Origin of the sequence: Cohnella cellulosilytica (genome assembly GCF_042431195.1) — a bacterium.
GTDB classification, from domain to species: Bacteria; Bacillota; Bacilli; order Paenibacillales; family Paenibacillaceae; genus Cohnella; species Cohnella cellulosilytica.
Window position 1 is genome coordinate 147882 of sequence record NZ_JBHMDN010000048.1, and the last position, 20893, is coordinate 168774.

General features: G+C 55.7%; 12 protein-coding genes. 9 read left to right on the top strand and 3 right to left on the bottom strand.

Annotated features, from left to right (window positions below; all coding sequences use genetic code 11):
• Nucleotides 1-16 precede the first annotated feature (16 nt).
• A complete protein-coding gene (locus ACFFT4_RS27730; protein WP_378052308.1) occupies nucleotides 17-2062 on the bottom strand; it encodes a catalase in 2046 nt (681 codons plus the stop codon).
• A gap of 254 nt (nucleotides 2063-2316) precedes the next feature.
• Between ACFFT4_RS27730 and ACFFT4_RS27735 the strand changes: the two genes are divergently transcribed.
• From ACFFT4_RS27735 to ACFFT4_RS27765, 7 genes are all read left to right on the top strand, one after another.
• Nucleotides 2317-4017 carry a sensor histidine kinase gene (locus ACFFT4_RS27735; protein WP_378052310.1) on the top strand — a complete coding sequence of 567 codons (1701 nt, stop codon included), beginning with the start codon at nucleotides 2317-2319 and terminating at the stop codon, nucleotides 4015-4017.
• Entirely contained in the window at nucleotides 4014-5450 is a 1437-nt protein-coding gene (locus tag ACFFT4_RS27740) for a response regulator (RefSeq protein WP_378052311.1), read from the top strand. The genes ACFFT4_RS27735 and ACFFT4_RS27740 overlap by 4 nt, the downstream gene beginning before the upstream one ends.
• 206 nt (nucleotides 5451-5656) lie before the next feature.
• Complete coding sequence (locus ACFFT4_RS27745; RefSeq protein WP_378052408.1) at nucleotides 5657-7354, top strand: extracellular solute-binding protein; 1698 nt, start codon at nucleotides 5657-5659, stop codon at nucleotides 7352-7354.
• 76 nt (nucleotides 7355-7430) lie between these two features.
• Complete coding sequence (locus ACFFT4_RS27750) at nucleotides 7431-8321, top strand: ABC transporter permease (protein WP_378052312.1); 891 nt, start codon at nucleotides 7431-7433, stop codon at nucleotides 8319-8321.
• An 18-nt stretch (nucleotides 8322-8339) separates the two neighbouring features.
• Nucleotides 8340-9230, top strand: a complete 891-nt coding sequence (locus tag ACFFT4_RS27755; RefSeq protein WP_378052314.1) for a carbohydrate ABC transporter permease — start codon at nucleotides 8340-8342, stop codon at nucleotides 9228-9230.
• Between the two features lie 39 nt (nucleotides 9231-9269).
• Nucleotides 9270-10151: a sugar phosphate isomerase/epimerase family protein gene (locus tag ACFFT4_RS27760; RefSeq protein WP_378052315.1), complete on the top strand. Its 882-nt coding sequence runs from the start codon at nucleotides 9270-9272 to the stop codon at nucleotides 10149-10151.
• A 35-nt stretch (nucleotides 10152-10186) separates the two neighbouring features.
• Entirely contained in the window at nucleotides 10187-11203 is a 1017-nt protein-coding gene (locus tag ACFFT4_RS27765) for a Gfo/Idh/MocA family protein (protein WP_378052316.1), read from the top strand.
• 74 nt (nucleotides 11204-11277) lie between these two features.
• Here the strand turns inward: ACFFT4_RS27765 and ACFFT4_RS27770 are convergent, their stop codons facing one another.
• Nucleotides 11278-12537 (bottom strand): response regulator transcription factor, encoded by a 1260-nt coding sequence (locus ACFFT4_RS27770; RefSeq protein ID WP_378052318.1) that lies wholly within the window; start codon nucleotides 12535-12537, stop codon nucleotides 11278-11280.
• Between the two features lie 40 nt (nucleotides 12538-12577).
• Nucleotides 12578-14326 (bottom strand): sensor histidine kinase, encoded by a 1749-nt coding sequence (locus tag ACFFT4_RS27775; RefSeq protein WP_378052319.1) that lies wholly within the window; start codon nucleotides 14324-14326, stop codon nucleotides 12578-12580.
• Between the two features lie 230 nt (nucleotides 14327-14556).
• On the opposite strand from ACFFT4_RS27775, the gene ACFFT4_RS27780 reads away from it, so the two are divergent.
• Together ACFFT4_RS27780 and ACFFT4_RS27785 are read left to right on the top strand one after the other, a co-directional pair.
• Complete coding sequence (locus ACFFT4_RS27780; protein ID WP_378052320.1) at nucleotides 14557-19416, top strand: S-layer homology domain-containing protein; 4860 nt, start codon at nucleotides 14557-14559, stop codon at nucleotides 19414-19416.
• 90 nt (nucleotides 19417-19506) lie between these two features.
• Nucleotides 19507-20844, top strand: a complete 1338-nt coding sequence (locus ACFFT4_RS27785; RefSeq protein ID WP_378052321.1) for an ABC transporter substrate-binding protein — start codon at nucleotides 19507-19509, stop codon at nucleotides 20842-20844.
• Nucleotides 20845-20893: the final 49 nt, after the last annotated feature.

The following is a 20893-nucleotide window of genomic DNA, read 5'->3' on the forward strand; positions in this document are numbered from 1 at the left end:
GTTTTTGCAGAAGAACTTAAACGTAATAAAGGTAACTCGGTCGTTCCCAGAAACGCTGTTTGGCCATCACTTCCGTAAACTTACGTCCGAATTGGGCGTCCTCTTCAATTACCACTCCCGGTTTTCCGTTAATGTCCATGTCCTCAAGCAGCGAAATGCATTCTTTTCTGGCGCCGATCGGTTTGAAGTGAGTGTATACCACGCCAATAAATTTGCGGGCCTGATTATGAAAATAATCGTCCGCGCCCGTACCGCCGACCAGATACACCCCGTCGTATTTCAAGGGCGAGCCTGTCAGGAAGCTCTGTTCCACCTTAAGCTTAACCCCTCCGGTGCCGCTGACTTCGCCGAGATTGTTGCTGACAATGACGGGATGCAGCTTGGCGTCCTTCCACTGTTTAAGGATCGATTCGACCTCGTGTCCGGGAAAGCCGTCGGCCAGGAAGACCCCGATTTTAAGCGTATCCGCGACAAAAATCGTATTCATCAAACTGACGGCAGGCGTCGAGCGGGTCACGGTCGACTCTTCTACTTCGGGTACGGTGACCCCGACTTTTTTTGCGACAGGCTCGGCGAGCTCCCGGCTCACTCTGGCCAGACGGTTGACCATCTGCTGCCGGACGGCGCTGCTTAAGCAGCTGCCCAGCTCAAAACCGAAAGCGCCGATAATATGCTCCCGTTCCACGGCGCTCATGCTGTTCCAGAACATCCTGGCCTGCGAATAGTGATCCTTGAACAGCGGCGCCGTCTTGCGCTCCTTCATTCCTTGCACAGTCGAAGGATAGGTGACGAAGCCTCCGTCCTTGACCGGAACTTCGGAGGGCGTATTATCGGCCAAAATATTGTTGTGATAAGATACCTTCCCGCGATCGATCACATAGCGGGAGGCGCCGTCACGCTGATTGTTGAACACGGGGCACACTGGCCGATTGATGGGAATTTGCTGATAATTTACGCCCACCCGCGCCTTTTGCGTATCGCTGTACGAAAATAAACGGCCCTGCAGCAGCGGGTCATTCGAGAAATCGATGCCGCGAACGATGTTGCCCGGATGAAGCGCGCTTTGCTCCGTTTCCGAGAAGGCGTTGTCGACGTTGCGGTTTAACGTGATCTTCCCGATTTTCTGCAGCGGTACGATCTCTTCCGGCCACAGCTTGGTCGGGTCCAGAATGTCGAAATCAAATATGAATTCTTGATCTTCCCGAATGATCTGAACGGCAAATTCATATTCGGGATAGTTGCCCATCTCGATATTCGTCCACAGGTCCCGGCGATGAAAATCGGCGTCTTCTCCAAGCTTCTGCGCTTCATCCCAGATCAATGTATGTACGCCAAGGAGAGGCTTGACATGAAACTTCACGAAATGGGAAATCCCCTCTTTGTTCACGAAGCGAAACGTGTGAACGCCAAAGCCTTCCATGGTGCGGAAGCTTTTCGGAATGGCGCGGTCAGACATGATCCATAGGGCCATATGGGTGGTCTCGGGATTGCTGCCCATGAAGTCCCAAAAGGTGTCGTGTGCGGTTTGACCTTGAGGGTATTCGTTATCCGGTTCCGATTTGACGGAGTGGATCAAATCGGGGAATTTAATCGCGTCTTGGATGAAGAAAACGGGGATATTGATGGCGACGAGATCAAAGTTTCCTTCGTCGGTATAGAATTTAATGGAAAATCCCCGAACATCCCGAACGGTTTCGTTGCAGCCTCTTGAGCCGATCACTTGTGAAAACCTCACAAATAACGGCGTTTTTTTGGCAGGGTCCTGCAGAAAATCCGCCATCGTCACTTCGCTCAGCGACTTGTACAGTTCGAATTCTCCGTGCGCGCCGTAACCCCGGGCATGAACGACCCGTTCGGGAATTCTCTCGCGGTCGAAATGCGCCAGCTTCTCCCGGGCAAAAAAATCTTCAATCAGCGTAGGACCGCGATCGCCGGCTTTCAGCGAATTTTCGTCGTCGGCGATCTTGATCCCTTCGTTGGAGCTCATCTCTTGATTAAAAGTGTCTCTGATAAAGGGTTCCAATTGTTTTTGTTTCTTGTTTAAGGATGGGTGTTCGGTCATAGGCTTGATCTCCTTTCAATGGCAGCTACGCTGTATCTTCTCTGGGAAAGACTTAAAGTATGCACAACATGCCGTCGTCCGGATCCCATTCACGCCCGTTCGGTCACAAGGTACGATCCCCTCTACTTTTTCCAGGAACGTATGATATAATCGCCATCAACAGCGATCCCCCTGATTCGACACCACTTTCAAAGCGAGGGCCGCATAACATGAAGCGCAACCGGCGGATTTGGCAACGTGTGGAGAGCGGTTCCATGACGCTCAAAAAAAGAATTATCGTTCTTTTCTTGATCAGCGCTCTTCTTCCCTTTATTTTCCTGTTCTTTATTTCCTATCACACGATCAATTCGATTTTCACCAACAAAATTCAGGACAGCATTCAAGGCAACCTCAAGCAGGTCAGACTGTCTCTGGAAAATGCGATCGGCAACTTGAATTCCGTCTCCCAGCAGCTCTCGTTCACGGGAACGATCGGACGGGAATTGGAAATTCAGCTGGCCTCCGAAAGCACGTATGAGCGGTCCTTGATGACAAGTCGAATCAACAGCGAGATGAACCTGATTACGTTCACGAATCCGAACGTCGGCCTGACGATGTACTATTTCGAGAAAGACGGGACGTACAGCTTCGAGAATACCGGCGTGAAGCCGAATTTCGATCCTGCGGCGCTGCCGCTGCTCGCGGAGTATTTCGGAATCACCTACTACGGCCCGCATATCAGCCGTGACCGCTTCAACAACAAGTATGTGCTGTCGGCGCTTCGCAAGGTCGACCTGCCGAGCCGGGACGATGTATATGTGTATATCGAGACCGATTTCAAATTGACCCAGAGCATTCTGGACAACGGGATCAGCATTCAGCACGCCAATTACCTGTTCCTGGACAACGACAACAAAATCACGTACAGCGAAATGCCCGAGGTGTTCCCGGCGAATTCGAGATTCGACCGCGATTCGGCCTTCCGGTCCGGCGATTCGTCCAAGGACTACTACTGGTTCAACGAGACGAGCAACCAGGGGTGGACCATCGTCTCCGTCATCTCCCGGGCGGACTACAACAAGGAGCGGAACGGATGGTTTCTGCAGGTCGTCTTCTTGTCCTTGCTCATTCTGCCTGCGAGTTTGTTCCTGGCCTGGCTGCTGTGGAAGATGGTCTATCGGCCGCTGTCGAACTTCAGCAAGGAAATCAAATGGATGACGAGCAGCAAAACGGCGGCCCCTCCGGCTCGGACCCGGATTCCGGAGTTCGATCAGCTGCTGGATCAATTCCGCAAGATGAAGACGCAGATCTGGGATCTGATCCTGGAAGTGCAGCAGAAGGAGAAGCGGAGGGCCGATCTGGAGGTAGAGAAGCTGCTGTACCAGATCAACCCGCATTTCCTGATGAATACGCTGGATACGGTGCATTGGCTCAGCGTCATGAACGGGCAGAAGGAGACGGACCGGATCGTGACCTCGCTGAACAAGCTGCTGCACTATAACTTGGGCAAGCTGGGCCAGTCCTCCACGATCCAGGATGAAGTCGAGGCGCTCCGGCAATATTTGACGCTCCAGCAGGTTCGTTACGACTTCGAATTCCAGGTGCAGATCGAGGTGGACCCGAGCGTGCTCGACATGCCGATTCCCCGGTTCATTCTGCAGCCGCTCGTCGAGAATTCGCTGTATCACGGCTTCAGCGACAACGGGATGATTCAGGTCCGGATCGCGGCGCGGGAAGAGATCGAGGTCTCCATCAAAGACAACGGATCGGGCATGACTCGGGAGGAGATCCATAAGCTGCTTCAGAGCGAACAGATCGACCGCGAGAAAGTCGGGATGGGGATCGGAATGAACTATGTGAAGCGAATGCTGGAGGTTTATTATAACGGCAAAGCCCGGATTCATATCGACAGCGAGCCTGGCAGCGGGACGAGCGTCCGGTTAAGCCTGCCGTTCGCGAAGGAGGAGATCACTTGATACGGGTACTGGTCGTCGACGATGAGAAATTGGTGCGGCAGGGCATTATTTCTTCCCTGCCGTGGGCGCAGTTCGATATGCAGGTAGTGGGAGAGGCCAAAAACGGGGAGAAGGCAATCGAGTTCCTGGAGCAGAACGAGGCGGACTTGATGCTGACCGATCTGGCCATGCCCATGATGTCGGGGATCGAGCTGATGCGAATCGTCCGCAAGCGGTTTCCGCAGATGCATATGATCGTCCTGACGCTTCATCAGGACTTCGAATATATTCAAGAAGCGCTGAGATTGGGCGCAATCGATTACATCGCCAAAGTCGAACTCGTGCAGGACCGGTTCCACGAAATATTGGCCCGCATTCATGCGCGCATCCGGGAGGAAGAAGATCAGGGCGGGCGATCCTCCTTGGCGTCCCCGGCGCCCTCGACCTCTGCCGATCCGGGGACGATTGTCTCCGACCGGGGCTACGCGCTGCTGATCCTGCGGCCCGGCGATTCGGATGCCGATTGGCCAAGCGAGCTGTATGCGTTACTGCCGCAGCGGGAAGAGGGGGAGGGCCTGCTGTTCGGCTGCCCGTCCGATGAATCGGACAGCCAGCGCTTGCTGGCCTCCCTAACCGAAGCGGCCCGCGCTCGGCTGGATGCCGCGGTGCTGTGTCTGGATGGGCTGAAGGGCGCGGGCATGCCGGAGGTGAAGCGTCTGCTGGAGGCTTACCGGGACCGCGATTTCTTCTACGATTACGACCCGTCCGTCGCGGTGCTGCGGAAATCTCTGCGGGAGCTGCAGGAGAAGCCCGCGGACGGACGGGATGCCGGCCTCGCGGAGCTAAGCGAGCAGTGGGCGGATCTTGCCTGGCTGAATAACGACGAACGGTTCGCGGCTTTACTCGATAAGCTCAAACGGATGAAGCTGCCCCGGAATAAGCTGACCCGCTTCCTGTTCAAGCTGACGGAAGAATGGAACGCGGTATTCGGCTCCGTCTTGTCCGAGAGGCTTCAGCTGCCGGAGGAATTCGGCGTCTGGGACGACGTCGAGGCGTTGTTCCGCCGGATTCGGGAGACGATGAGCGGAACGCTGGGGGCGCAGCATTATTCCCCGGAAGTTCGGGACGCGGTCACGCGGGCGGTCCAATTGATCCAGGAGGGATTGGACGGACCGTTGCATGCCGCGGAGATTGCCAGACGGGTCAATATGAGCCGCAGCTACTTCAGCCAGTGCTTCAAGGACATCGTCGGGAAGACGTTTAACGAATACGTGCGTCAAGCCCGGGTCGACAAAGCCAGGGAGTACCTGATCCATACCGATAAGCCGATTGCGTGGATCGCAGAGAAGACGGGCTACCTGGACGGCAAATACTTTAGCACGGTATTTCGCGAGCAGACGGGCCTGCTGCCGAGCGCCTACCGGAAATCCCATCGGCGGAAGCCGGACGCGTAGGGTAGACATTTGTCCGAAAAGAAAGGCGGACGAATGTCCGATCGGGCTGTATCCGCTTGGCCGGGAGGCGCAATCTGCGGTCATTTCTCCCCCTAAACAGCAAACCGCTCCCCGTCTTGCCGAAAGGCGGAATGTGCTAAATTGAGGATGCGAGATCAAGACAACAGGGAAAGAAGGGGAGTACGTTGGGAAACAAGTTAAAAAGCATGGCTCTGCTGGCCGTAGCCGCGACGTTGGTATTAAGCGCTTGCAGCAATTCGAACTCGAGCTCGAATTCGGATTCGAACGCGGGCGCCGGCAGCGACGGCGGACAGCCGTCGAACACGGCGGAAGCTGCGGCGGATCCGTTCGGCAAGTACGAGGAGCCGGTTGCGCTCAGGGTCGGCCAGAAAGTCGATCCCACCGACAATACGCTGTCCAACGGCGATACGCCGGTTGACAACCAGTACACCCGATATATTAAAGAGAATCTGAACATCGTTACGGAGGATGCGTTCACGGCGTCCCCTGCGAACTACGATCAGAAGATCAGCCTCTCGATCTCCAGCAACGATCTGCCGGACGCGATGATCGTCAATGCGGTGCAGCTTCGGCTGATGTACGAGAACGACCAGCTCGCGGATATGACCGACGCCTTTAATCAGTATGCGTCTCCGGCGCTAAAGCGCGTTCTGCAGGATTCGAACAAGCGCGCGCTGGACAGCGTAACCTACGACGGCAAGATCATGGCTCTTCCGCAGGCGGAAGATGCGGGCATTCACATTATGTGGATTCGCAAGGACTGGCTGGACAAGCTGGGCTTCGAACCGCCCAAGACGATGGACGAGCTGGAGAAAGTCGCGGACGCCTTCGTCAATCAAGACCCGGACGGCAACAACAAGGCGGACACGATCGGCATCGCCGGACCGTCGAGCAGCGGCAAGATGTATGCCAACTTCCTCGATTCGGCCAACAATCTGTACGGCTTCGACCCGATCTTCTCGGCTTACGGGGCTTATCCCGGCTACTGGGTCGAAGACGCGGAAGGCAAGCCGGCTTACGGCTCGATTCTGCCCGAGACCAGAGAAGCGCTCGGCAAGCTGAGAGATCTGTACGCCAAAGGCTTGATCGACAAGCAGATGGCGGTTCGCCAGGATTCCGGGGAGCAGATCGTCAGCGGCAAGACCGGGATGTTCTTCGCTCCTTGGTGGATGGGCTACGGACCGCTTACGGACGCGGTCAAGCAGGACCCGAACGCGAACTGGCAGGCCTATGCGCTTCCGCTTGACGCGGACGGCCGGTTCAGCCCGCATCTGAGCGCGCCGGCCGGACAATTCCTGGTCGTCCGCAAAGGCTACAAGAATCCGGAAGCCGTCATCAAGCTGCAGAACCTGCTGCTGCGGGACGAGAGCAAGTTCGATCTCAGCAAGGGGGCCATCGGCTTCTATCCCGTTCGCCTCGCTCTGGGACCTTCTGATGAATCGGAGTATACCGTGCAGGCGCTGCGCGAAGTGCTGGCCGGAACGAAGACGCCGGAGGATTTCAGCGGCAAGCCGGAATACAAGCTGCTGCAGGGGGATCTGGACAACGTCAAGAAGGTGAAGCTCGAGCCTTACGACAATATGGATATCGAATACTGGAACCCTTCGGCGGATTGGGGCGCCTGGACCCGGCTGTACTCGCTGATGGTCGGCATCGCTCCCAACGTAGACGCCGATATGAACCGGGTAAGCAGCCTGCTCTATTCCCAGACGAAAACAATGGAAAGCAAGTGGGTCAATCTGAAGAAGCTTGAAGATGAAACCTTCCTGAAAATCGTCGTTGGAGGGGCCACGCTCGAAGCGTTCGACCAGTTCGTCGAGGACTGGAAAAAACAAGGCGGCGAACAAATTACCGCGGAAGTCGCCGAAATCGTGAGCGAATAAGGATGAACGGAGACGCTTGCTGCTCTTGCCAAGCGTCTCTGTCTTCCCAGCCATCAATGACGCGGGAGGAATGGCAGTGAAGAGCAAAGGCTTCGCCAAGCACTACTACATCATGCTTCTGCCGGGATTCGTATGGATTGCCATATTCAGCATATTCCCGATGTTCGGAATCGCCATCGCCTTCGAGAACTTCAATCCCGTCAAGGGGATAACGGGATCGGAATGGGTCGGACTGGAACATTTCCGCTATATGTTTACGCTGGGCGATACCCGGAGCATTTTTTTCAATACGATATTTATCGCGGTTATGAAAATTATCGGCAATTTGGTTGTACCGCTTTTTTTCGCGCTTCTGCTTCATGAGCTGCGGCTTGTCGTGCTCAAGAAATGGGTGCAGACGATCGTCTACTTGCCCCACTTTCTATCGTGGGTCATCCTGGGCGGCATCGTGCTGGACATTTTCTCTTACGACGGTCCGGTCAATCAGATCTGGACTGCCTTCGGCATGAAAGAGGTCAACTTCTTCGGCAGCGCTTCGCTCTTTCCTTTCCTGGCGGTCGGAACCGACGTGTGGAAGGAATTCGGCTTTAACATGATTATTTATTTGGCCGCGCTGACCGGTATCAATCCGACGCTGTACGAAGCGGCGGGAATCGACGGCGCTTCGCGGATGCGCCTGCTGTGGCACGTGACGCTGCCGGGCATTCGGACGACGGCGGTGCTGCTGGCGGTTCTCGGTTTGGGCAACGTCCTGAACGCGGGCTTCGACCAGATTTTCAATCTGTACAATCCGCTGGTCTATTCGACGGGCGATATTATCGATACATGGGTTTACCGCACCGGTCTGCTCAATATGCAGTACGAGCTGGCGACGGCCGTCGGGCTGTTGAAATCGGCGACCGGCTTCATCCTGATTGCGGTTTCCTACTTTGCGGCTTACAAATGGGTCAACTACCGGATTTTCTAACAGAGAGGAGGTCTGCGGATGGTCCGGGATACAACGCTCGGCTCGAGGGCGTTCGACGTTGCGATCGTCATTATTCTTGTCGCGGTCGCGATCACCTGCGTGCTGCCTCTGTGGTATACGCTGGCGCTGTCGTTCAGCACGAAATCCGCCGCGGCGGGAGGACAAGTCTCGCTATGGCCGGTCGGCTTTAATGTGAGTTCCTACAAGCAGCTGCTGCAGGACAGCCAGTTCTTCGTCTCCTTCTGGACGTCGATCAAGCGCGTCGTTCTGGGCGCCGGTCTGAATCTGCTCGTGGTTCCGCTGATGGCGTATCCGCTGTCGAAGACGGTCAAAGATTTCAAGCTGCGCAACCTGCTGATGTGGATTCTGATCTTCACCATGCTGTTCAACGGCGGGCTGATTCCGCTGTACCTGATGATCAAGAAGCTGGGCTTGTTCAACAGCATCTGGTCGATGGTTCTGGTCGGCGGAGCGCAGACGATGGTGTTCTATATCATTCTCGTTATGAACTTCTTCCGCAATCTGCCCAAGGAGCTGGACGAGGCGGCGCTCGTCGACGGAGCCGGCCCGTGGTATATTCTGCTTAAGGTCTATATCCCGCTGTCCGCGCCGGTGCTCGCGACCGTGACGCTGTTCAGCATGGTCTACCATTGGAACGAGTTTTTGTACGGCCTGGTGTTCATGACGCGCGAGAAGTTCTACCCGCTGCAGACGTATATTCAGCAGGTCGTCGTCATGCTGGACCCGTCCACGATGTCGCAGGATCAACTGCAGCGGATGAGCCAGCTGTCGAACCGGACGCTGAACGCGGCCAAAATTTTCATCGCCATGACGCCGGTGCTGATCGTTTATCCGTTTTTGCAGCGCTTTTTCATCCACGGCATTACGCTAGGCTCAGTGAAGGAATAAGCCGAAATCCATTACACAACCAAAGGGGTATCGTTAACCATGAAGCAAATTCGAATCGGCACGCTGGTCGGCGGGGAGGACGCGGTCCGCGTTCTGCCGCAAATCGTCCCGCACGGCTTCGAATCGTTCAGTCTCACGTTCTGGCAATCGACCCGCGGGCTCGATCTGTCCGAGACGGCCAAGCGGATCAAGGAAATTCTCGCGGAGAGCGGCAGCGTCATCTCCAGTCTCGGCATCTTCGGCAACGTTCTTACCGGCGCCGGGGACAATGCGGATACGCTGGCCAGCTGGGAGCGTCTGATCGATCACGCCCATGAATTCGGCACGGACCTGGTGGCGGGCTTCACCGGACGGATGCCGGGGTCCATCGACGGATCTATCCCGAAGTTCCGGGAAGTGTTCGGGGAATTGGCGAAGCGGGCGGCGGACCGCGGCGTTCGTCTGGCGTTCGAGAACTGCGATATGGGAGGCACCTGGGAGAACGGAGACTGGAATATCGCGCATAACCCGACCGCCTGGGAGATGATGTTCAATGCCGTTCCGGATTCCAATATCGGCTTGCAATGGGAGCCGTGCCACCAAATGGTCAGCCTGATCGATCCGATTCCGCAGCTGCGGAAATGGGTCGGCAAAATATTCAACGTCCACGGGAAGGACGCGACCATCGCCTGGGATATCGTGCGCGAGTACGGCATTCACGGACCGAAGGCATTCGTCTGGCACCGGTCGCCGGGCTTCGGGGACACGAACTGGACCGACATCATTTCGATTCTCAGGCAGAATGGCTACGAGGGCAGCATCGATATCGAGGGCTTCCACGATCCGGTGTACAGGGGCGACTGGGAGATGACGGGGCAAGTGCACAGCCTGCGGTACTTGAAGCAATGCCGGGGCGGAGATTTCATTCCTAATCCGGTATAAAAGCCGGGAGAATCCATGGAGAAGAGGAGATCGGCATGGCAAATCATAAGGTGATCGTGGCCGGCTGCGGAGGCATGTCCAATGAATGGCTGAACTACGCCGCGCAGAGAGAAAACGTAGAGATCGTCGCGCTCGTCGATCTGTACGAAGAGACGGCGCGGAAGGCGGCGGAGAAGCACGGGCTGAACGTTCCGATCTTCTCCGACTTGTCCGCGGCGCTGGCCGGGACGGAAGCGAATCTCGTATTCGACGTTACGATCCCGTCCAGTCACAAGCAGATCGCGACGACGGCGCTGCAGGCGGGCTGCAATGTGTTCGGAGAGAAGCCGATGGCGGAATCGCTCGCCGACGCGCAGGAGATCGTAACCATTGCGAATGCGTCCGGCAAACGCTACTCCGTCATGCAGAACCGGCGTTACGTCGGCAATATCCGCGCGTTGTCCGGCTTTCTGCGGAGCGGCGGGATCGGCACGCTCGGCACGCTGCACGCCGACTTTTTCCTCGGGCCGCATTTCGGCGGTTTCCGCGAGGCGATGGACAGCCCGCTGCTCATCGATATGGCGATCCATACGTTCGACCAGGCCCGCTTCCTGATAGGCGCCGACCCGGTATCCGTGTACTGCCACGAGTACAATCCCCCGGGTTCCTGGTATGCGGGCAACGCTTCGGCGATCTGTCTATTCGAGATGAGCGACGGTTCCGTATTCTCCTATCGGGGCTCCTGGTGCGCCCAGGGCGCGCCGACTTCATGGGAGTCGGAATGGCGGGCGACGGGCAGCGGGGGCACGGCCAGCTGGGATGGCGATCATCGTCCCGTCGCGGAGATCGTGGACGGCGACGAGGGCTTCTTCCGGCCCACGAAGAAAGTCGAAGTGCCGGATATCTGGACGGGGAAGCAGGGCCACTTCGGCTGCCTCGACGCCATGTTCGAAGCGCTGGAGCAGGATCGTCCGGCGGAGACGGACTGCACGGACAATATTAAGAGCGTCGCGATGGTGTTCGCCGCGTTGGAGAGCGCGAGAACCGGCAGCAAGATCGCGATCCGGGTATAGCGAGAATAGGAACGTCGTCATTAAGCAGCCTTGGTCCGAAATTCAATCGGACTGGGGCTGTTTGATTTCTGACATCAATTGCCGTCATGGTCCGAGTCGACAAGAGGCGCTTGCACGCGGTAATCGGTCGGAGAAAGTCCGTACTTCTGCTTGAACTTCCGGAAGAAGTAGTTCGAGTCCAGGAAGCCGACCTGATTGGCGATGATCGATGCCTTTAGCGTCGTGTCGAGCAGCAATCTTCGGGCATGGTCCAGTCTGACCCGATTCAGGTAATCGTTGAAGTATTCGCCGGTTTCTTCCTTGAACAGGCGCCCCAAATAGACATTGTTTACGTCAAAACGATCAGCCAGCAATTGGAGCGACAGCTCGTCTCCGTAGTTTTCCTGCATGTACCGCTCGACCAGACGTATCGTCGGGTTCCGGGAGACGATGGCGAGAGTGTGGTTAACGGCTTCCGCCCGGCTATCGTTCCATTCGGCAAGCGCTTTGCCGTACGACTCGTGCACCCGCGACGGCAGATCCACAACCTCGCCCCAATGGTTGATCCAGGTTGTTTTCAGCAGAGCGGCATAACGGGGAGACAGCTCGTTCATCCAAGCCAGATTTTGCGCCCGGAAGACTTCCGGATCCTGTTCATTCCCCATAAATAACACGATAATTTGCCGGTCCTCGTTAATAAAGCAAACGCCTTTTCCCGTATCCGCTGCAGCCTCCTCCATGCTGTTCCATATGGCGAACGAACGAAATTGTTCTTCGGCTGGCGGCAGTTGGTCCTCGTGTACGGATCGCCACGAAATGAGGCAGATTTGATACTGCCCATACGGAAGGAGCGACAAATTCAAGAATCTCAGCTTTTCTCGCAGTTGATCCTGTTGAATTCGATTTTGCGCCCAGCGCAGCAAAATATTGTTTTTCAGCAATAGGAACGACTCGCGCTGCATTTGCGTTTGAATCCAGCGATCGCGGAGACGTTCCGTACAGCTGGCCAAAATATCGGTTAGTTCGGCGGCATCGACGGGTTTCAGCAAATAATCCTCGATCTGGAATTTCATGGCCTGCCGGATGTATTCATATTCGTTATAGCCGCTGAGCACAATGATCAACGTCTCCAGCCCGCGGCTGCGAATGTACTCGATGAGCTCCAGCCCGCTGCCTTTGGGCATACGAATATCCGTTAATACGATGGAAGGGCTGTACTTCCCGATCTTTTCCATCGCCTCGTTGCCTCCCTCGGCCTCCAGCAAATCGTCGATTTCGAGAGAGTTCCAGTCGACAAGCTTTTTCAAGCCTTCACGAATATAACGGTCGTCGTCCACGATAAGCAGGCTGGTCATTCGATGTCCTCCACAATTGGAATGCGTGCGGGATTGGAATTTAGGATTTATAGGGCAGTATCATTATCAGGCGAAAAGGAATGGAAGATCCGTCGGAAGCCAGAAGCCGCAGCCCGTGGCCTTCGCCGAAATAAAGCTTGATTCGTTCATGGATGTTTTTGAGTCCGAGATGGCGATCGGGAAAAGCGGAAGACCCGTTCAGCATCGCCGAAATGCCGTTGTAGTCCTCAAGGGTAAGGTCATTGCCGTTGTTGGTCATTTCCATAATCAGCTTGTCCGAGTCCAAACGGATATGGATGGAGATCATCGGGTTCTCGAGATCCTCCAGCTTTCCGTGTTGGATAGCGTTTTCAACAATAGGCTGCAAAGTGAACTTGAGCATATTGCACTTATGCAGATTCAACTCCGAAGCGACATGAATCTCCACCCGATTCGACTTTCCGAGCATCAGCAGGTTCAAGTAGCCTTGGGTATGCTCGAGCTCCTCGTACACGGTAATGAGATCGTCGGCCGGCTGCAACATCCAGCGATACAACTTGCCCAGTCGAAACAATTGCTCGGCCAGGGCGGACTGACTGGCGATGACCGCCTGCATCCTTAGAGATTCAAGAGTGTTGTAGAGAAAATGCGGCTGGATCTGAGTCTTCAAGGCGATGAACTCGGCATTCTTCTTATGAATCTCCGCTACGTATACCTGGTTGATGTGGTTCTGCAATTCCGTCGTCATCCGATTGTACCGAAACATCAAGTCGCTGATTTCATCATCGCCTTGCACCGGGATGCGGAACGTAAAAGGATTTCTTTGCACTTGCTTGAAGTGCTGGCTCATCAGCTTAAGCCTGCCCACGATAAGGCGCTGGATCATATGGATCATGAGAAAACAAACGATTAAGCTGAGTCCCAGAATCATGGAGATTCTGACGTTAATGGCGTTAAATTTGCTTTGAAGCGCCGCCTTCCGGCTTAGGCCGACGAGGGTCAAATCGTAAGCGGACAGCGTTTTCTCGGATCGCAAATCGTCCGTTATGCCAAGGGCCTGCTTATCGGAGGCGCTGCTTACCAGAGCGTAGTCGTTTTGTCGGATCAGCAATTGATAATCGGAATTGTTCTGGTCGAATTCGCGCAGCAGCGTATCGGCTTTAACCGTCATCAAGTAATAACCGTATACTTTGTCGGGATGGATGCTCTGCGTGTTGTAGATCGGGCTGACCAAATACAGCATGGCGTCGCCGTGCAGGAGCAATTCATTAGACGTACCGAGGAAGGGATGACTGTATTTTTTGGCGAATGAACCGAAAAATCCCGCGTAATCAAACGAACGACTCAGCGCGTAGCTGTGCAGCGGCGATTCGAAAAACAAGCGTTGGTCCTGCAATCTGTACATCATGACGGACGTTGCGAGAGGATTGCGCGTCAACATCAGCGTCATGACGCTCTTCAGATAGTGCTGCTCCGCAAGCGCTTGTCGATCGTCGGCAAGCCGCGCCACATGGTCGGGAAGAAACAACTCGTAAATGCTCGTCTGCAGCTCGCTGGTCGAATCCTGGTGGATGCTTCTCGCATCGTATTTGAACCTGTCGATCATGTCCGTTAATTGCATGCCCAGCTTTTCCGTTCGCGAATGCAGCAGCTCCTGCTCTTTATTTTCCAGAATGGAGTAGAAGCTATTGTAGGTTACGGCCCACAGGAGCACAAAGATAACGATCAGGGAGAGTCCGATTCCCAAATTTAATTTTCGAAAGATGAAACGGCCGATCCATTTCTTGTACCAGAAGGAGATGAACGACATTCCATTTCTCTCCTTAACTTTGAATAATAGGAATCTGGCATCTGCCCTCAAGCTTTACTAGTCATTCTAGGGATTACGTTTGTACAGTGTCAATAGTTTTCGCCGGGACGCGGGGCGGGTGTATACATTCTCCTGTAAAAGTATAGTTTTTGCTATGGTTGGCGCCGCGAAGTCGCTTTTATAATTTATAACGAGCAACCAAGTCGAAGAACGAAGGGGAGACGACAGCAGTGAGACTAAGAAGTTCAATCCGAAGATTCACCCTGTTGGGATTGGCGATGCTGCTTGCAATTCCGGCGATAGCTGCCGGTGCCGATTCTGCCAACGCAGCCCGGGCGGTGTCGATTGAGGGCCTGTCGGGCGAGGCCGATTCGGGGAACGCGCTTCGGGTGGCGTCAATCGCAGATCCGCTTAGCGTTACCGAATCTACGTATGCGCCTCGCCTCATTTCGCTTGCAGACAGCTTAAACGTAGTGGAAACGGGAACATGGTTCGAAGACGATTACGACCATTATCCGGTTGGACCGCTGCCGTTGGACGGTTACGATTCCGCGCCAAGCGGATTCAGCGTAGCGGAGACGGAAGCGGGCAGCGGCAACCACATGCTGCTTGCAACGGGGAACAGCGGAAAGCTGTTCAAATCCGGCAATTGGACGAACAGCGCCTTGACCTTTGATTACAAGTTCAACGATCCGTTGAATAACAGCGATTACGGCCTGTTTGCAAGCGCTTACTCCACGGCGCCGGACGAGAACGAAAGCAAGGTGTATCTGTCCTTGCACCCCTATACGGATCGGGGAGCGAATTTTTCCGTTCAGGAGTATGTCAACGGCGGGTACAAACGGCATGCTTCGGGAGAAATGACGATGGAGATCGGCAAGTGGTACAAAGCCGAGGCGGTATGGTATGAAGGCATTTATTACTTCAAAACCTGGCCTTCCGGAGAGCCGGAGCCCGAGCAATGGAATCTCGTAACCGCTGCCAGCTTCCTGCCGTACGGGGGAGGCCTCAATCTGGAGTATTACGGAGGAGCCGATCATGTCTCGGCGGCGTTCGACAACGTTAAGGTATCGTCAATCGAACCGCAAGAAGAGATTCCCGACAACAGCGATGCCGTTCAGGCGGAGCTGTACGTGTCTCCATCGGGCAATGACGGGGAGGACGGGTCCGAGCTTCATCCTTTCCGTACTTTGCGCAGAGCGCAGGAAGCCGTTCGCGCCATCAATTCCGATATGACCGGCGACATTATCGTTTATTTGCGGGGAGGCGTATTCCCCGTTAACGATACGTGGACGTTAACCGCACAGGATTCCGGCACCAACGGGTATCGAATCGTATACAAGGCATACCCGGGAGAGAAGCCGGTTCTGAGCGGGGCCAAGGAAATCGCGGGCTGGTCGCCGTTGGGCGACGGCTCGGGCATATGGGCGGCAGCGGTTCCCGATGTGCGCGATACGCGCCAGTTCTATATCAACGGCAAGAAAGGCGTCTTGGCGCGAGGGGACGAGATCAAGGTCGAAGGCTGGAGCACGGTCAACGATCCCGATATGGCGCGGCACAATCTGGTGGAAACCTTTACGGGGTACCAGGGCAGTCTGCCTGTCTACAGCCAATACGCGACAAGCGCCAAGTACCGGGAGATGGCCGGTTGGCGCAATCCCGACCAAATCGAATTCGTGTACGACGTGGCGTGGACTCATTCCGTCATCCCGGTAGACGGCATTGCCGCCGATCCGCACGGAGACGGCGTTATCATCACGATGCGCAATCCGGCATTCCGGGACGTTCAGATCAAGGACGGCGTACAGGTTGAGGACCCCAGCTATATTCAAAATGCTTACGAGCTGTTGGACGAACCCGGTGAATGGTACTTCGACCGTACCGGCCGCACGTTGTATTACATGCCGCGCGCCGGCGAAGAGATGAGGACGGCTCAAGCCATTGTGCCGGTTGTGGAACAGCTTATGACGCTGGAAGGAACGTTGGATGCGCCTGTGCATCATATTTCATTCGAAAATTTGGCGTTCGAACATACGACGCCGCTAAGAACGAGCGAGGAAGGACATGTCGAGATTCAGGCCAACATCGTGAAAGATCCTGGGATTGACTTGCACCACACCTCCTACATGAAGGTGCCGAGCGGTATTTCCTTAAGCGCCGCGCAGCATATTTCGTTCGAACGCAATCAGTTCCAATTGTTCGGAGCGGGCGTCATCGATATCGACAACGGCTCCAGCGACAATAGAATCCGCGGCTCGGTATTCCGCGAGATTGCCGGCGGCGGCGTCCAGATCGGCGGCTTCCAGCTGGAGGATGCGCATCCCGACGATGAGCGGAAGATCGTGAAGAACAATGTCGTAACGAATAACTTTTTCAATAAAATCGGCACGGATTTCAAAGGAAGCGTAGCGATATTCGCCGGTTATACGGAAGGCACGACCATTACGCATAATGAAATATACGATACGTCCTACAGCGGGATTTCGGTCGGATGGGGATGGGGCTTCTTCGACGAGAACGGAAGAACGGATCGGGCGGCGGACGACTTGCCCCGATACGATAATCCGACCGCTGCCAAAGCCAACATCATTCGCAATAACTACATCCACAAGGTGATGCAGCAATTGCACGACGGAGCGGCCATCTACACGCTTTCCATGATGGAAGGTTCCCTGATTGAGGGCAATTGGATTCACGATGTTCCCGGATGGCCCGGCGGGATCTACCTGGATGAGGGTACCGGCGGCTTCACGTTAAGGAATAATCTTATCTACGACGTTTCAAAGCCTTATCATTACAATGACGTCGGCATGGTCGGCCGGCAGGAGACGAATCAGATCCAGACGAACTACTTCGGCATCGCGCCGGACAACCCGAGCTTCCCGACGCATGTTGCGGCGAACGCGGGCATTCAGCCCGCTTATCTGGAAGGCATGCCGGCTTTGATTGCCGCAGCCTCCGACTTTGCGCGGGCGGGAGAGGTGCTGACGATTCCGGGCAAACGGTTTGGCGCTTCCGCGGGGACGGTCGCATTTGCGGGCAAAGACGCGTCCGTCATCGCCCAAGGCGGGGACATCGTGTCCTGGACGCCGGAGCGGATCCGGGTTCGCGTACCGTCCGCGGCTGTGTCGGGACTGGTCTATGTGACGACAGCGGACGGCGGCGTCAGCGACAAGCAGTTTCAACTGACCGTTGTGCCGGATACGACGTTGTTGTTCGAAGCGGGATTCGACGACCTGGATCAGGGGGCGCTTCCGGACGGTTTGTTCTCTGCGGCGCCGTCCGGGTTCAGCGTCGTCGAGACGGATGCCGCATCGGGCGCGAAGGCGTTACAGGCCAGCGGTTCGAGCGGCAAGCTCTTCAAGGAGGCGAATTGGACCGACAGTCAGCTGACGTTCGACTTTAAATTCAATGACGCCATGACGGGCCAATATCACGGAATCTACGTCAGCCAGCTGTCGGAGACGCCGGGCGGCAACGAGAATAAAGTGTATTTTTCCATTCATCCGAACGAGGCTAACGAGAACGTGCTGGTGCAGCAAAATATTAACGGGTATACGAGACACGCGACCTTGAAGCAGGAAATTGCAATCGGGGCCTGGTATTCCGTCAAGTCGGCCTTGATCGATCATAAGCTGTATCTGAACATTTGGCCTGCGGATCAGCCGGAGCCGGAGCTGTGGCAGAGCGTCAGCGAAGTCGGGACGTTGTCCAACGGCGGCGGCCTGAACCTGGAACTGGCATCCGCCGCGGGCAAGACGGTGCTGTTCGACAACCTGAAGGTCGAGACCTGGGATCGTACGGCGCCGATAACTGCCGCGATCGCGAGCGGCGAAGAGCATAACGGCTGGTATTCGTCGGATCCGACGATTACGCTGACCGCGGAAGATGACCTGGACGGGGTCGTGCGGACAGAGTACCGGATCCTCGAGATCTCCAGCGGTGAGGAGGAATCGTCGAACTTCGTGCCCTATACGGGGCCGTTCACTTTGGGAGAAGGCGTGCATGAGGTGGTCTACCGCTCGACGGACGCTTCCGGGAATCGCGAAGCGGACAAGCGGCTGGAAGTGAAGGTGGACAAGACAGCCCCGCTTATAGCCGTTACGACGCAAGGCAGCGTCTTAGCTCCCAATCAGACGCTTGCGAATCACAGTCAGCTGCGGCTGGACATCGAGATTCGGGACGGATTGTCGGGAATGGGAGAAGCGCGGATCACTTTCGACGGAACGCTGCGCGACAGTGGAGAAGCGATTGCTCTCGCCGGCAAGATCGGCAATCACGAGCTGTTAATAGAAGCCGTGGATCGGGCCGGCAATGCCGCCGCGGTGCGGTATGCCTTTACGGTTAAGTCTGCCGGCAATGGCGGCGGCACCGGCACCGGAGGCGATACGTCCGGCGGTACGGGCACCGGCGGCAGCACGGGGAACGAAGCTCCCGAAGCGAACGGCGGGACAGAGCCCGAGGAGCATGAACACGGCGAACAACCCGGCCCCGGCGCGCAGCCCGATTCCGGCGGACAACCCGAAGAAGCGGCCAAGCTGAAGGATGTATCCAGCCATTGGTCGAGCGAATATGTGGCCGAGGCGATTGCGTTGGGATTCGTTCAAGGATTTGGCGATGGCACCTTCCGGCCGAATCAAGCGGTGACGCGACTGGAATTGGTGACGATGCTGGCGCGGGCGCTGGGGCTTAAGTCCGAAGGCGCGGCGCAGCCGTTCGCGGATTCCGGGCGGATTCTCGCATGGGGCAAGCCGTTCGTGGAGGCGGCGGTCGAGGCCGGGCTTCTGAGCGGTTACGAGGATCATACGTTCCGTCCGGAGCGCACGACAACACGAGCCGAAGCTGCGGCTATTCTATTCAAATTGATTTTACCGGACGCAGGCACCGTATCTTCTTCTACCGGATTTGCGGATGACGACCAAATTCCGGCATGGGCCAAACCGTATATCGCCGCCGCGAAGGCAGCGGGCCTTCTCCAAGGGAAAGGCCGGAATCGGTTTGCTCCGCAGGATCAACTGACTCGCGCGGAAGCGGTGGTCATGATCCTGAACCTGATTCATTCGATCAGGGACCATGACGCAAAAGTTTAATTTTTACAGTTAAAATATAGATTATACTGTAAAAATATCCACAAATACAAGCTATAATTGCAGTTGACAATAGAAGATGAGGTGGTCCGCATGAAAAAATGGATAAGTATTTTGGCCGCGGCAATGTTGGTTTCCGCTTTGTCCGCCTGTGGCGGAAATTCGGGAGAGAAGGCGGCAAGTTCCCCGGCGAACGGCTCGGGAGCGGCGAATTCGCCGACCAGCGGTTCGGAGGGAACGCAGGCTTCGGGCGATCCCGTCGAGATCGTATTCCAGTCCTGGATTACTCCGAATTTAACGGCGGAATACTACGACGGCCTGATTGCAAGATTCGAGACCGAGAATCCCGGAATCAAGGTCAAGCGGATTCAGCCTCCGGCCAACGAAGGCTCTCCGGACAACTATCTGAAGACGCTGCTTGCTTCCGGCGATTTCCCCGACGTAGTGACGAACGCTACGATCCAGATGTTCGTGGACGCCGATGCGCTGCTGGAAATTCCGATTGACGAAGAAATTCAGAAGATCAACAACTATGAGGCGGAAATGATAGACGGCAAGCTGTATAACCTGTCCGCCATCCGTCAGCCGCAATCGCTGGTATTCTACAACAAAAAGCTGTTCGAGCAGGCGGGGATTACGGAGACGCCGAAAACCTGGGCGGAGATGGAGGCTGCCGCCGAGAAGCTGGCGGCGAATGGGATTACGCCTCTTCTGACGGCGGGAGACTGGACCTCCGGGTTTACATTCTCGGTTCTGACCTCTTCGGAAATCTACAATCATAACAGAGCATGGTATGCGGATCGTTACGACGAGAAGGTCAAGTTTACCGATGCGAACTGGATGGAAGCGGCCGAGTATTACGCCAACCTCGTGCGCAAGGGCTATTTCAATAAAGGCGCGCTGAGCATCGATTACACAGCCGTAGAGCAAGAATTCCTGAAGGGCAACGGGGCGATGTATCCGATGGGATCCTGGTTCAGCGCCGCCGAAGCGGGAGCGGAGAAGGACTTCGAGGTAGGCGTGTTCGCAACGCCGACCAAGGACGGCACGCAATACTTGCTGGGAGGCGAGAATGCCGGCGGATACGCGGTTTCCAAAAACAGCAAGCATCCGAACGAAGCTCTGAAATTTGCCAAATTCATGATGCTCGATCCCGAAGCGCACAAAGGTTATCTGCAGGCGGACGCGCTGTTCTCCAATCTGAAGGAACCTTTGAAGTGGGAGATGTCGCCGCTGCAGGCCGAAATTTATAACCTGCTGCTGAACAATCCGCCGATGGTCGGTCATCTGAACAACAAGGTCGGCCGGGTTCCGGTAGCCGGCATCCAGGATCAATACAACAAGGTCGCGCAGAATATTCTGCTTGGAGACTCCGATTTAACGCAGCTGATGGCGTCGCTTGACGATTACTGGGACAAAAACAAGCAATAACGACAGGAAGGGGCGAGCGAGAAGTCTCGTCCCTTTCTTCTGTCTTGCG

Bases quoted from the DNA above. Each gene is read 5' to 3' on its own strand.
- ACFFT4_RS27775 (WP_378052319.1), bottom strand. From the start codon at position 14,326: ATGTCGTTCATCTCCTTCTGGTACAAGAAATGGATCGGCCGTTTCATC.
- ACFFT4_RS27735 (WP_378052310.1), top strand. From the start codon at position 2,317: ATGACGCTCAAAAAAAGAATTATCGTTCTTTTCTTGATCAGCGCTCTT.
- ACFFT4_RS27765 (WP_378052316.1), top strand. From the start codon at position 10,187: ATGGCAAATCATAAGGTGATCGTGGCCGGCTGCGGAGGCATGTCCAAT.
- ACFFT4_RS27730 (WP_378052308.1), bottom strand. From the start codon at position 2,062: ATGACCGAACACCCATCCTTAAACAAGAAACAAAAACAATTGGAACCC.
- ACFFT4_RS27760 (WP_378052315.1), top strand. From the start codon at position 9,270: ATGAAGCAAATTCGAATCGGCACGCTGGTCGGCGGGGAGGACGCGGTC.
- ACFFT4_RS27745 (WP_378052408.1), top strand. From the start codon at position 5,657: ATGGCTCTGCTGGCCGTAGCCGCGACGTTGGTATTAAGCGCTTGCAGC.
- ACFFT4_RS27785 (WP_378052321.1), top strand. From the start codon at position 19,507: ATGAAAAAATGGATAAGTATTTTGGCCGCGGCAATGTTGGTTTCCGCT.
- ACFFT4_RS27755 (WP_378052314.1), top strand. From the start codon at position 8,340: ATGGTCCGGGATACAACGCTCGGCTCGAGGGCGTTCGACGTTGCGATC.
- ACFFT4_RS27770 (WP_378052318.1), bottom strand. From the start codon at position 12,537: ATGACCAGCCTGCTTATCGTGGACGACGACCGTTATATTCGTGAAGGC.